Source organism: Pseudomonas sp. W15Feb9B, from assembly GCF_000828175.1.
GTDB classification, from domain to species: Bacteria; Pseudomonadota; Gammaproteobacteria; order Pseudomonadales; family Pseudomonadaceae; genus Aquipseudomonas; species Aquipseudomonas parakoreensis.
On the sequence record NZ_JTKF01000009.1, the window covers coordinates 23,593 to 36,187 of the forward strand.

At 60.5% G+C, this 12,595-nt stretch carries 10 protein-coding genes and 4 tRNA genes; 11 read left to right on the forward strand and 3 right to left on the reverse strand.

Annotated elements, in window-relative coordinates; translation table 11 throughout:
• Nucleotides 1-55: 55 nt before the first annotated feature.
• Nucleotides 56-1,252, reverse strand: coding sequence for an amino acid aminotransferase (locus tag OC71_RS06550; protein WP_025111170.1), 1,197 nt, complete (start codon nucleotides 1,250-1,252; stop codon nucleotides 56-58).
• Between the two features lie 337 nt (nucleotides 1,253-1,589).
• On the opposite strand from OC71_RS06550, the gene uvrB reads away from it, so the two are divergent.
• A complete protein-coding gene (gene uvrB, locus OC71_RS06555) occupies nucleotides 1,590-3,605 on the forward strand; it encodes an excinuclease ABC subunit UvrB (protein WP_041066000.1) in 2,016 nt (671 codons plus the stop codon).
• A 123-nt stretch (nucleotides 3,606-3,728) separates the two neighbouring features.
• Here the strand turns inward: uvrB and OC71_RS06560 are convergent, their stop codons facing one another.
• Together OC71_RS06560 and OC71_RS06565 are read right to left on the reverse strand one after the other, a co-directional pair.
• The gene (locus OC71_RS06560; RefSeq protein WP_174376744.1) at nucleotides 3,729-5,219 is read right to left on the reverse strand and encodes an MDR family MFS transporter; all 1,491 of its coding nucleotides are present in this window, start codon (nucleotides 5,217-5,219) and stop codon (nucleotides 3,729-3,731) included.
• Between the two features lie 49 nt (nucleotides 5,220-5,268).
• Nucleotides 5,269-6,318, reverse strand: coding sequence for an HlyD family secretion protein (locus tag OC71_RS06565; RefSeq protein WP_041066008.1), 1,050 nt, complete (start codon nucleotides 6,316-6,318; stop codon nucleotides 5,269-5,271).
• Nucleotides 6,319-6,546: 228 nt separating this feature from the next.
• Between OC71_RS06565 and gltX the strand changes: the two genes are divergently transcribed.
• From gltX to OC71_RS06615, 10 genes are all read left to right on the forward strand, one after another.
• Entirely contained in the window at nucleotides 6,547-8,028 is a 1,482-nt protein-coding gene (gltX, locus tag OC71_RS06570) for a glutamate--tRNA ligase (protein ID WP_041066012.1), read from the forward strand.
• A gap of 257 nt (nucleotides 8,029-8,285) precedes the next feature.
• Nucleotides 8,286-8,361 (forward strand) — tRNA-Ala (locus OC71_RS06575).
• Nucleotides 8,362-8,440: 79 nt separating this feature from the next.
• Nucleotides 8,441-8,516: transfer RNA gene (locus tag OC71_RS06580), tRNA-Glu, on the forward strand.
• A 53-nt stretch (nucleotides 8,517-8,569) separates the two neighbouring features.
• Nucleotides 8,570-8,645: transfer RNA gene (locus OC71_RS06585), tRNA-Ala, on the forward strand.
• 81 nt (nucleotides 8,646-8,726) lie between these two features.
• A tRNA-Glu gene (locus OC71_RS06590) sits at nucleotides 8,727-8,802 on the forward strand.
• 181 nt (nucleotides 8,803-8,983) lie between these two features.
• Nucleotides 8,984-9,523, forward strand: a complete 540-nt coding sequence (locus OC71_RS06595; protein ID WP_041066015.1) for a TetR/AcrR family transcriptional regulator — start codon at nucleotides 8,984-8,986, stop codon at nucleotides 9,521-9,523.
• A gap of 30 nt (nucleotides 9,524-9,553) precedes the next feature.
• Nucleotides 9,554-10,387: an alpha/beta fold hydrolase gene (locus OC71_RS06600; protein ID WP_041066018.1), complete on the forward strand. Its 834-nt coding sequence runs from the start codon at nucleotides 9,554-9,556 to the stop codon at nucleotides 10,385-10,387.
• A 46-nt stretch (nucleotides 10,388-10,433) separates the two neighbouring features.
• Entirely contained in the window at nucleotides 10,434-10,871 is a 438-nt protein-coding gene (locus OC71_RS06605) for a thioesterase family protein (protein WP_041066021.1), read from the forward strand.
• A 168-nt stretch (nucleotides 10,872-11,039) separates the two neighbouring features.
• Nucleotides 11,040-11,999 carry a tRNA-dihydrouridine synthase gene (locus OC71_RS06610; RefSeq protein ID WP_041066025.1) on the forward strand — a complete coding sequence of 320 codons (960 nt, stop codon included), beginning with the start codon at nucleotides 11,040-11,042 and terminating at the stop codon, nucleotides 11,997-11,999.
• 121 nt (nucleotides 12,000-12,120) lie between these two features.
• Nucleotides 12,121-12,564 (forward strand): Hsp20 family protein, encoded by a 444-nt coding sequence (locus OC71_RS06615; protein WP_007969230.1) that lies wholly within the window; start codon nucleotides 12,121-12,123, stop codon nucleotides 12,562-12,564.
• Nucleotides 12,565-12,595 lie beyond the last annotated feature (31 nt).

Below are 12,595 nucleotides of genomic sequence, written 5' to 3' on the forward strand. Positions count from 1 at the left end.
GGACAAATAAAAAACGGGAAGCCCCAAGGCTTCCCGTTTTTCATTGCCAGGCGAATCAGATGACCTGAACGATCGCATCCGTTACCGCTTTGATGTTGCTCTGGTTCAGTGCCGCGACGCAGATGCGGCCGGTGTCCAGGGCGTAGATGCCGAACTCGTTACGCAGGCGATGCACCTGTTCGGTGGTCAGGCCGGAGTAGGAGAACATGCCGCGCTGACGGCCGACGAAGCTGAAGTCACGCTGCGGGGCTTTCTCGGCCAGCAGGGCGACCATCTGCTCGCGCATGCCGCGAATGCGCAGGCGCATTTCTGCCAGTTCGGCTTCCCACTGGGCGCGCAGTTCCGGGCTGTTCAACACGGCGGCGACAACGCTGGCACCGTGAGTCGGCGGGTTGGAGTAGTTGGTGCGGATCACGCGCTTGACCTGCGACAGCACGCGCGCGCTTTCTTCTTTCGATTCGCTGACGATAGACAGGGCGCCAACGCGCTCGCCGTACAGCGAGAACGATTTGGAGAACGAGCTCGAAACGAAGAAAGTCAGGCCCGATTCAGCGAACAGACGCACGGCTGCGGCGTCTTCGTCGATGCCGTCGCCGAAACCCTGGTAAGCCATGTCGAGGAACGGCACGTGACCTTTGGCCTTGACCACGTCCAGCACATTCTTCCAGTCGGCCGGGGTCAGGTCGACGCCGGTCGGGTTGTGGCAGCAGGCGTGCAGCACAACGATCGAGCCGTTCGGCAGGGCATTGAGGTCGTCGAGCATGCCGGCACGGTTCACGTCGTGGGTGGCGGCGTCGTAGTAACGGTAGTTCTGCACCGGGAAGCCAGCGGTTTCGAACAGCGCACGGTGGTTTTCCCAGCTCGGGTCGCTGATCGCCACGACGGCGTTCGGCAGCAGTTGCTTGAGGAAGTCGGCACCGATTTTCAGCGCGCCGGTACCGCCGACAGCCTGAGTGGTGACGATGCGACCGGCAGCGATCAGCGGCGAGTCGTTACCGAACAGCAGCTTTTGCACGGCCTGGTCGTAGGCGGCGATGCCGTCGATCGGCAGGTAGCCACGGGAGGCGTGCTGAGCAGCGCGAATGGTTTCGGCTTCTATCACCGCGCGCAGCAGGGGAATTCGCCCCTCTTCGTTGCAGTAAACACCTACACCCAGGTTGACCTTGGTGGTCCGGGTATCGGCGTTGAATGCTTCGTTGAGGCCCAGGATTGGATCGCGTGGTGCCATTTCGACAGCGGAGAACAGGCTCATTATTACGGCGGCTCTGAATGGAGAGTGGAGGGACGTGTCGCGCTCCAGCCGAATGCACTAGAGCGGTGCACAAACGGGGAGCTAGTATAGAGGCCATTAATGAGCAATGGCGACAGGCGATTCAGCTTTTCCAGCAAGTTTTTCCGATTATTTCTTGACCGTTAGTCGATTGACTCTGTCAGAGACTTTGCCGGATGTAGGACGTTTGCCTTGAAAGGCGAGGCAATCGGCTCCACATTGAGCACAATCTTCGTTTTTCCTTGGGCGACAACGGTCGTTTGCGGTCATCCCCGCAGCTCGGCTGTTTTCTGCGCGAGCCGCGATCCCAGAGGTGTGTATGTCCGAATTCCAGCTAGTCACCCGCTTCGAGCCCGCCGGCGATCAGCCAGAAGCTATCCGCCAATTGGTCGAAGGCATCGAAGCCGGGCTGGCGCACCAGACGCTGCTCGGTGTGACCGGCTCGGGCAAGACCTTCAGCATCGCCAATGTCATCTCGCAGGTACAGCGCCCGACGCTGGTGCTGGCGCCGAACAAGACCCTCGCTGCGCAACTGTATGGCGAGTTCAAGGCGTTCTTCCCGAACAACGCCGTCGAATACTTCGTTTCCTACTACGACTACTACCAGCCCGAAGCCTATGTGCCGTCGTCCGACACCTTCATCGAGAAGGACGCGTCGATCAACGACCACATCGAGCAGATGCGTCTGTCCGCAACCAAGGCGTTGCTCGAGCGCAAGGACGCGATCATCGTCACCACGGTCTCGTGCATCTACGGTCTCGGTAGCCCGGAAACTTATTTGAAGATGGTGCTGCACGTCGATCGCGGCGACAAACTCGATCAGCGCGCTTTGCTGCGGCGTCTGGCCGACCTGCAATACACCCGCAACGACATGGATTTTGCCCGCGCGACGTTCCGTGTACGCGGCGACGTGATCGACATTTACCCGGCCGAATCCGATCTGGAAGCGATCCGCATCGAGCTGTTCGATGACGAGGTCGAGAGCATTTCCGCGTTCGACCCGCTGACCGGCGAAGTCATCCGCAAGATGCCGCGCTTCACCTTCTATCCGAAGAGTCACTACGTGACACCGCGCGAAACCCTGCTCGACGCCATCGAGGGAATCAAGGTCGAGCTGCAGGAACGTCTCGAATACCTGCGCAGCAGCAACAAACTGGTGGAAGCCCAGCGCCTGGAGCAGCGCACCCGATTCGACCTGGAAATGATCCTCGAACTGGGTTACTGCAACGGTATCGAAAACTACTCGCGCTACCTGTCCGGGCGTCCTGCCGGCGCCGCGCCGCCAACGCTCTATGACTACCTGCCGGCCGACGCCTTGCTGGTGATCGACGAATCCCACGTCAGCGTGCCGCAAGTCGGCGCGATGTATAAGGGCGACCGTTCGCGTAAAGAAACGCTGGTGGAATATGGCTTCCGCTTGCCGTCGGCACTGGACAACCGGCCGATGCGTTTTGACGAGTGGGAAGGGGTCAGCCCGCAGACGATTTTTGTCTCGGCGACGCCGGGCAACTACGAGGCCGAGCATGCCGGTCGCGTGGTCGAGCAAGTGGTGCGTCCAACCGGTCTGGTCGACCCGCAAGTCGAGGTGCGCCCGGCGCTGACCCAGGTTGACGACTTGCTCTCGGAAATCACCAAGCGTGTGGCGCTTGAAGAGCGAGTGCTGGTCACCACGCTGACCAAGCGCATGGCCGAAGACCTCACCGATTACCTCGCCGACCACGGCGTGCGCGTGCGCTATCTGCACTCGGACATCGACACCGTCGAGCGGGTCGAGATCATCCGCGATCTGCGCTTGGGCACCTTCGATGTGCTGGTGGGGATCAACCTGCTGCGTGAAGGTCTGGACATGCCGGAAGTGTCGCTGGTAGCGATTCTTGACGCCGACAAGGAAGGCTTCCTGCGTTCCGAGCGCTCACTGATTCAGACCATCGGCCGGGCCGCGCGCAACCTCAATGGCCGGGCGATTCTCTACGCCGACCGCATCACCGGTTCGATGGAGCGAGCGATTGGCGAGACCGAGCGTCGTCGCGACAAGCAGATTGCCTTCAACCTCGCCAACGGCATCACGCCCAAAGGGGTGTTCAAAGACGTCGCCGACATCATGGAAGGCGCCACCGTGCCCGGCTCGCGCAGCAAGAAGCGCAAGGGTATGGCCAAGGCTGCCGAAGAAAACGCCAAGTACGAAGCCGAACTGCGCTCGCCGAGCGAAATCACCAAACGCATTCGCGCGCTGGAAGAGAAGATGTACCAGTTGGCGCGGGATCTGGAATTTGAGGCAGCGGCGCAGATGCGCGATGAGATTGCCAAACTGCGTGAGCGGCTTTTGGCGGTTTGAACTTCATCGCCTGATCGGGCCTCTTCGCGAGCAAGCTCGCTCCCACATTGGAATTGTGTCGTTCACAAAACCCCTGTGGGAGCGAGCTTGCTCGCGAAAGGGCCGGTCCAGTCACCACAAAAATCAGTGAGCCTCCCCAGCCTTCAATCCCTGCGGCAATTTCCTGGTCAACAAAATCGCCAACATGCTGACCCCCAGCGCAATCCCGACAAAGTGAAACGCGTCGTTGTAGGCCATGATCAGCGCCTGCTGATGCACGATCTCGCTCAACTTGCCCAACGCCGCCGTGTCACTGCCAAAACGGTCGGTCATCGACGCCAGCCGCTCGGCCACTTGCGGATTGGTCGGCACCACCGCCTCACGCAAATAATCGAAGTAAGTCTTGGTGCGCGCATCCAGCAGCGTGGCGAGCAGGGCAATGCCGATTGCGCCGCCGAGGTTGCGCAGGATGTTGAACAGGCTCGACGCCGATCCCGCGTCCTGCGGCAGGATGTATGCGGTAGCGATCAGCGAAATGGTCACCATGATCAGCGGCTGGCCCAGCGCCCGGATGATCTGGATCTGATTGAACTGCGGCCCGGCGAAATCCGGGTTGAGCACCCCCGAAGAAAAACTCGCCAGCCCGAACAGCCCGAAGCCCAGGGTGCACAGCCACTTCGGTGAAACGAACTTCATCAGCTTCGGCACCAGCGGAATCAGGAACAGCTGTGGCACGCCCATCCACATGATCACTTCGCCGATTTGCAGGGCGTTGTAGTTCTGGATCTGCGCCAGGTACAGCGGCAGCAGATAAATCGAGCCATACAAGCCGACACCCATGCCCAGGCTGGAAATGCTCGACAGGCCGAAGTTGCGATTGCGCAGGATGCCAAGGTTGATCAGCGGGTTGGGTTTGGAGATCTGCACGATGACGAAGGTGATCAGGCTGAGGAGGGCGATGCTGCCGAGGGTCACGATCAGGTTCGATTCGAGCCAGTCCTTGCGGTGGCCTTCTTCGAGAAAGACTTGCAGGCAGCCGAGGCCGACACCCAGCGTGAGAATCCCGATGTAGTCGGTGCTTTTCAGCAGCTCCCAGTGCGCTTCTTTCTTCTCCAGTCCGTACATCAGCCCGGCGATCATGATCAGCCCCGGCGGGATGTTGATGTAGAAGATGTATTCCCAGCCCCAGTTTTCCGTGAGCCAGCCGCCGAGGGTCGGTCCGATGGATGGGGCGAAGGTCGCGGTCATGGCGAACATCGCCATGCCTTTGGCGCGATGGTGTTCGGGGAGTTTGATCAGGGTCAGGGTGAATGCCAGCGGGATCAGTGCACCGCCGGTGAAGCCCTGCATGGCGCGAAAGACGATCATGCTTTCGAGGCTCCAGGCCATCGAGCACAGCAACGATGACACCAGAAACCCCAGCGACACCCACACTGCCAGCCGTCGTGCCGAGAGCAACTGCACCAGCCACGCGGTCAGCGGAATCATGATGATTTCCGCCACCAGATAGGAGGTGGAAATCCACGAGCCTTCTTCCAGTGTCGCTGACAGCGCGCCCTGAATGTCCTTGAGCGAAGAGTTGGTGATCTGAATGTCGAGCACTGCCATGAAGGCGCCAAGCATCACGCTCATCACCGCGATCCAGTCCCGCCGGGTCGGTTCGCCGACCGGGCGGATCAGTTGATCACCGGCCATTGTCTGGGGCGTCTTTGATGTTCACGGTGGCGGTGACCGACATGCCCGGACGGATCTTGCCATGCAACGGATTGTCAGCCTTGAACGTCAATTTCACCGGAATCCGCTGCACGACTTTGGTGAAGTTGCCGGTGGCGTTATCCGGCGGCAACAGGCTGAACTGCGCACCCGAGGCGGCGAACAGACTGTCGACACGCGCCTCGATCGGCGTGTCGCTGTAGGCGTCGAAAGTCAGTTCGGCTTTTTGGCCGGGGACCATGTGGCCGATCTGGGTTTCCTTGAAGTTGGCCTGCACCCAGATGTCTTCGTCCGGGACTATCGACAGCAGGTACGCGCCGGCCTGCACCACTTGGCCGTTGCGCGCGGCACGCTGGCCGACCATGCCGCTGATCGGCGCGTGAATGTCGCTGCGAGTCAGGTTGAGTTCGGCTTGCGCCAGATCGGCGCGGGCGTTGGCGATCTGCGCGTCGAGGCGTTTGATCTCGGCGGTCAGTGCGTTGACCTGCTGGCGCTGGCTCTGCGCATCGGCTTGAGCCTTGGCCACTTGCGAGCGGGCGATATGGTTGTCGGCGGAGAGGGTGGTGACCCGTTCCTCGGACACAAAACCAGGCTTGCGCAGGGCTTCAGCGCGAGACAGATCTATCTGCGAGCGACCCAGCGATGCCTGGGAGGCGGCCACTTGCGCGTCGCTGGCGGCGATCAGGCTCGATTGCTGAGTCAGTTTGCTCTGCGCCTGCAAACGCTCGGCTTCGCGGGTGGCGAGGGCGGCATTGGCGCGATCGACCGCCAGGCGGAAATCATTGGGTTCGAGGCGCACCAGCAACTGGCCTTTTTCCACGTGCTGGTTGTCCTGCACCAGCACTTCGTCGATGCGCGCGCTCAACTGGCTGGAGACGCGGGTGATCTCGCCCTGGACATAGGCATTGTCGGTGCTTTCATAAAAGCGTCCCTTGAAAAACCAATGGGCGAAGAAGCCCCCGGCAATCAACAGAACCAGCAGCAGGAAAACGAACAGGCGACGCTTGAGTTGGGCAGGCATGGGCAAACTGTAGTCGAGGAATTGTAAGGAAAGTTATCAGGGGACGAATCTGGCACGAAGCCGATACACGGTAAATGCCGTCGACCGATATTCGGCCATTCGCCACGCTCTATGGGTGTTCCAGCCGCAAACTTGGCTTAAATGCCCTGCCCGCTGGAGCGGGGCGGGTGTCGCCTGTTACCATTCGCCGCTTGATTGTTTTGCTTTTCATTCTTTTCGAGACATGCCATGACCACCGTCCGCACTCGCATCGCGCCATCGCCTACCGGGGACCCCCACGTAGGTACCGCTTACATCGCATTGTTCAACTACTGCTTTGCCAAGCAGCATGGCGGTGAGTTCATCCTGCGCATCGAAGACACCGACCAGTTGCGTTCGACCCGCGAGTCCGAGCAGCAGATCTTCGACGCCCTGCGCTGGCTGGGCATCGACTGGAGCGAAGGCCCGGACGTCGGCGGCCCGCACGGTCCTTATCGGCAGAGCGAGCGTGGCGATATCTATCAGAAGTATTGCCAGCAACTGGTGGACATGGGCCACGCGTTCCCATGCTTCTGCACCGCTGAAGAACTGGACCAGATGCGCGCCGAGCAAATGGCGCGCGGCGAAACCCCGCGCTACGACGGCCGCGCGCTGCTGCTGTCCAAGGAAGAAGTCGCGGCGCGTCTGGCCGCTGGCGAGCCGCACGTTATCCGCATGAAAGTGCCGACCGAAGGCGTTTGCGTAGTGCCGGACATGCTGCGTGGCGATGTCGAGATCCCGTGGGATCGCATGGACATGCAAGTGCTGATGAAGACCGACGGCCTGCCGACGTACTTTCTCGCCAACGTGGTCGACGACCACCTGATGGGCATCACTCATGTGCTGCGCGGCGAAGAATGGCTGCCATCGGCACCGAAACTGATTCTGCTGTACGAATACTTCGGCTGGGAGCAACCAGAGCTGTGCTACATGCCGCTGCTGCGTAACCCGGACAAGAGCAAGCTGTCCAAGCGCAAGAACCCGACCTCGGTGACGTTCTACGAGCGCATGGGCTTCATGCCCGAAGCGATGCTCAACTACCTCGGTCGCATGGGCTGGTCGATGCCGGACGAGCGCGAGAAGTTCTCGCTGCAGGAAATGGTCGACAACTTCGACCTCAAGCGTGTGTCCCTCGGCGGGCCGATCTTCGACATCGAGAAGCTGTCGTGGCTCAACGGCCAGTGGCTGCGTGACCTGCCGGTGGAGGAATTCGCCGCGCGCGTGCAGAAGTGGGCGTTCAACTCCGAATACATGATGAAGATCGCGCCGCACGTCCAGGGCCGCGTGGAAACCTTCAGCCAGGTTGCACCGTTGGCCGGGTTCTTCTTTGCCGGTGGTGTCAATCCGGATGCCAAGCTGTTCGAGTCGAAGAAGCTTTCGGGCGATCAGGTGCGTCAGTTGATGCAATTGATCCTGTGGAAGCTGGAAAGCCTGCGTCAGTGGGAGAAGGACAGCATCACCGCAACGATTCAGGCGGTGGTCGAATTCCTTGAGCTGAAGCTGCGTGACGCGATGCCGCTGATGTTTGCCGCGATTACCGGGCAGGCGAGTTCGGTATCGGTGCTCGATGCGATGGAAATCCTCGGCCCGGACCTGACCCGTTTCCGTCTGCGCCAGGCGATTGACCTGCTGGGTGGCGTGTCGAAGAAAGAAAACAAAGAGTGGGAAAAGCTGCTGGGCGCTATCGCCTAAGCGCTTGCGGCTTGTGTAGGAGCTGCCGAAGGCTGCGATCTTTTGCTCTTGCTTCTAAAGACCAACGGCAAAAGACCGCAGTCTGCGCCAGCTCCTAAAGGTCGGCGGTGTGCGTAAACCTCCCGGATTTTCGGGGGGAGGGCGGTAAGTGATTGTTATGCCGACAAAAAACTTTGAAATTTTTCAAAAATAAGTTTGACAGGCTTTCGATACGCCCTTAAGATTCGCCCCGTCCTCAGCGATGACATCAACGATGAGGGGCTATAGCTCAGCTGGGAGAGCGCTTGCATGGCATGCAAGAGGTCGACGGTTCGATCCCGTCTAGCTCCACCAATTTACACTTCGAAGCTTGGCCACACCGGCTTCGAAGCGATCAACACTCAGCGTTGATCAGTTGTATGGAAGGGTTTGCGTCCCCTTCGTCTAGTGGCCTAGGACACCGCCCTTTCACGGCGGTAACAGGGGTTCGAGTCCCCTAGGGGACGCCAGTTTTACAGAAGTGATGTTGCAAGATGTCGCTCCGCCGCGAGGCGAAAAATCCGGGGCTATAGCTCAGCTGGGAGAGCGCCTGCATGGCATGCAGGAGGTCAGCGGTTCGATCCCGCTTAGCTCCACCAATTTTACAGTTCAAGGTCTGGCCACACCGGCCTTGAATCAGATCAGATCTCAGCACTGATCAGCTGTATAGAAGGGTTTGTGTCCCCTTCGTCTAGTGGCCTAGGACACCGCCCTTTCACGGCGGTAACAGGGGTTCGAGTCCCCTAGGGGACGCCACGATTACCCGCTCTGCGGGATTTATAAGGGTCATTCAATTATTGAATGGCCCTTTTGTTTGTCTGGCGTTTGGCCAATTCTCCATTTTCCTTACACTGTGCTTCAGACCAGCGGTCATATCCTCGACTTGCAGAATATTATTATGCGAATAATATTCTAGTCGTAATATTCGGAGGCAACGATGAACGATAAAAAAGCTCAAACCCGCGAACGCATCCTCAAGGCTGCCAGCGCTGCGCTGATGCAACGGGGTCCGGCGGATCCCAGCGTAGGCGAAGTGATGGGCGCCGCCGGCCTGACTGTTGGTGGTTTCTACGCGCACTTCGAAAGCAAGGACGCGATGATGCTCGAAGCGTTCAAGCAACTGCTCAGCCGTCGACGCGACCTGATTGCCGACATGGACGCCGAGCTGACCGGCGAAGAGCGTCGCGCCCTGGTTGCTGCGTTCTATCTGTCGCGCAAGCATCGGGATTCCAGCGACGCTGCGTGCCCGATACCGGCTTCGATTGGTGAACTGGGGCGTCTGCCGGAATCCTTCCGCATCGCACTGAACGAACACCTGGAACTGATGATTGCGCAGTTGGCGTCCAGCCCCGAGGACACCGACAAGGCATTGGCCGATGTGGCCTTGATGGTGGGTGGTCTGGCGCTGGCGCGAGCGTTGGGCCCGGGCGATTTATCCGATCGATTGCTGCGCGCTGCCAAGTCGGCGGTGCGTTGACCTGAAGGCAATACGCCTGAGGAGAGAGCGATGAACACGTTGAAGTGGGTTCGTGGCGTTAATGGCACCTTGGGCTGGATTGCACCAAAGCAGGTAGCGAAGAAAATGCGCGCCGCGTTCATGACGCCGCGCACGTTGCCGCTGCGCGATTGGGAGCTGCCGCTGCTGGCGAGTGCCGAACGCATCACGCTGCGCTTCGGCCTGTCGGCGCTGCGTTGGGGGCAGGGACCTGCGGTGCTGCTCATGCACGGCTGGGAAGGGCGGCCCACCCAGTTTGCGGCATTGATCACGGCGCTGGTCGAGGCCGGTTACACGGTCGTTGCCCTCGATGGCCCGGCCCATGGTCGTTCGCCGGGGCGTGAAGCCAACGTTGTACTGTTCGCCCGCGCCATGCTCGAAGCGGCCGCCGAATTGCCTCCTCTTCAAGCCGTCATCGGCCACTCCATGGGCGGCGCCAGTGCCATGCTCGCGGTGCAACTGGGCCTGCGCACCGAAACCCTTGTGAGCATCGCAGCCCCCGCACGGATCCTCGGCGTACTGCGCGGTTTTGCCCGCTATGTCGGCATGCCACCGCGGGCCCGATCGGCGTTCATCCGCCAGGTCGAGCAGGACGTCGGCATGCGCGCCGCCACCCTTGATGTCGCGCACTATCAACTGGATATGCCGGGCCTGATCGTGCATGCCGAGGACGACAATTTCGTCTCGGTCAAAGAATCGCAATTGATCCACGAGTCCTGGTTCGACAGTCGCCTGCTGCGCCTGGAAAGCGGCGGTCACCAGCGCGTGCTGGCCGACCCCCGGGTGGTTGATGGCGTGTTATCACTGTTGGCGGGGCGCAGCCTTCAGGCGCGGCAATCGGCCTGACATCCGTTACACTGCCCCGGTTGAATCATCTGACCGGGAGTGGGGCATGGGCTGGGATCGGGCAACGCCGTTCACCATTGATCTTCAAGTAGGCGCCGAGGACATCGACGGGTTGGGCCACGCCAACAACGCAGTGTACGTGACCTGGCTCGAACGCTGCGCCTGGCGCCACTCGCAGCGTCTGGGGCTGGATCTGGTCGAGTACCGGCGCCTGGATCGGGCGATGGCCGTGGTGCGGCACGAAATCGATTACCTGGCGGCGGCCTACGAAGGCGACGAACTGCAACTGGCCACCTGGATCGTCGATTGGGATCAGCGTCTGAAAATGACCCGGCACTTCCAGCTGATCCGCCCCAGCGACAACGCCACCCTGTTGCGCGCCCAGACCACCTTCGTCTGCATTGAACTGTCCAGCGGCAAACCCAAGCGCATGCCGGCGGAGTTCATCGAGGGTTACGGCCCGGCGATCCAGTCCCCAGCCTGACCCAATCCCTGTAGGAGTTGCCGCAGGCTGCGATCTTTTGATTGTGATCCTTAAAAATCAAAGTCAAAAGATCGCAGCCTGCGGCAGCTCCTACAGGTGGTCGTGGGTTTAACTGGCTTAATCCAGTAAACTGCCGCACGTTTTTTCTTCCTGAGTAGTGTTTTTCCCATGCAAATTGCCTTGGCGCCCATGGAGGGGTTGGTCGACGACATCCTGCGCGACGTGCTGACCCGCGTTGGCGGCATCGACTGGTGCGTGACCGAATTCATTCGGGTCAACGATCAGCTGCTCACCCCGGCTTATTTCCACAAGTTCGGCCCGGAGCTGCTCAACGGCGCCCGCACCCGTTCCGGCGTGCCGCTGCGCGTGCAATTGTTGGGTTCCGATCCGGTGTGCCTGGCGGAAAACGCGGCGCTGGCCTGCGAACTCGGCTCGCAAGTGATCGACCTGAACTTCGGCTGCCCGGCCAAGACCGTCAACAAATCCCGGGGCGGGGCGGTGCTGCTCAAGGAGCCGGAGCTGCTGAACAGCATCGTCGAGCACGTGCGTCGTGCCGTGCCGGCGCACATCCCGGTCACCGCGAAGATGCGCCTCGGTTTCGACAGCCCTGACGGCTCGCTGGTCTGCGCGACAGCGCTGGCCGAGGGCGGCGCCGAACACATCGTGGTTCACGCCCGCACCAAGGTCGATGGCTACAAGCCGCCGGCGCATTGGGAGTGGATTCCGCGGGTGCAGGACGTGGTCAAGGTGCCGGTGTTCGCCAACGGTGATATCTGGAGCGTCGAGGACTGGCGCCGCTGCCGCGAGATCAGCGGCGTCGAAGACATCATGCTCGGACGTGGTCTGGTATCGCGCCCGGATCTTGCCAGGCAGATCGCCGCTGCGCGCGCTGGTGAAGACGTGGTCGAGATGAGCTGGGCCGAGCTGCTGCCGCTGATTCAGGACTTTTGGCTGCAAGCCAAAGCGCAGATGACCGCACGCCAATCGCCGGGTCGCTTGAAGCAGTGGCTGGCGATGCTGACGCGCAATTATCCCGAGGCGACCGAGCTGTTTACCGTGCTGCGTCGCGAGACAGAACCGGACCAGGTCTCGCGTTTGCTGGGTTTGCCGGTCGCCGCCGCAGCCTGAAAAAAATCTGCAAATACTCTCTTGAAATCATTTTGGCGGTCCCTATCTAAGGGTTACGCGATGCCGAATTCGGGTCGCGGAGTCAAAAAACCTTGCTGATTGTTTTCAGGAGATTTGAACCATGAGTACTGCATTTTCCCTGGCACCACTGTTCCGTTCCTCGGTGGGTTTCGACCGTTTCAACGACCTGTTCGAAACCGCGCTGCGCAACGAGCCAGGCAGCACCTACCCACCCTACAACGTGGAAAAACACGGTGACGATCAATACCGCATCGTCGTAGCGGCAGCCGGTTTCCAGGAAGAAGACCTGGAGCTGCAAGTCGAGAAGGGTGTGCTGACCATCAGTGGCGGCAAGCGTGATGCCAACGAAGGCGTGACCTTCCTGCATCAAGGCATTGCCCAGCGGGCTTTCAAGCTGTCCTTCCGCCTGGCCGATCACATCGAGATCAAGGCCGCCGATCTGAGCAACGGTCTGCTGAGCATCGACTTGTTGCGGGTGATCCCGGAAGAAGCGAAAGCCAAGCGCATCCCGATCAACGGAGCGCAGAAGCCGGTTCTGCAATAAGGCCGAGCAAAAAAGAAGGGCGCCACTGGCG

Bases quoted from the DNA above. Each gene is read 5' to 3' on its own strand.
- OC71_RS06550 (WP_025111170.1), bottom strand. From the start codon at position 1,252: ATGAGCCTGTTCTCCGCTGTCGAAATGGCACCACGCGATCCAATCCTG.
- uvrB (WP_041066000.1), top strand. From the start codon at position 1,590: ATGTCCGAATTCCAGCTAGTCACCCGCTTCGAGCCCGCCGGCGATCAG.
- OC71_RS06565 (WP_041066008.1), bottom strand. From the start codon at position 6,318: ATGCCTGCCCAACTCAAGCGTCGCCTGTTCGTTTTCCTGCTGCTGGTT.
- gltX (WP_041066012.1), top strand. From the start codon at position 6,547: ATGACCACCGTCCGCACTCGCATCGCGCCATCGCCTACCGGGGACCCC.
- OC71_RS06595 (WP_041066015.1), top strand. From the start codon at position 8,984: ATGAACGATAAAAAAGCTCAAACCCGCGAACGCATCCTCAAGGCTGCC.
- OC71_RS06600 (WP_041066018.1), top strand. From the start codon at position 9,554: ATGAACACGTTGAAGTGGGTTCGTGGCGTTAATGGCACCTTGGGCTGG.
- OC71_RS06605 (WP_041066021.1), top strand. From the start codon at position 10,434: ATGGGCTGGGATCGGGCAACGCCGTTCACCATTGATCTTCAAGTAGGC.
- OC71_RS06610 (WP_041066025.1), top strand. From the start codon at position 11,040: ATGCAAATTGCCTTGGCGCCCATGGAGGGGTTGGTCGACGACATCCTG.
- OC71_RS06615 (WP_007969230.1), top strand. From the start codon at position 12,121: ATGAGTACTGCATTTTCCCTGGCACCACTGTTCCGTTCCTCGGTGGGT.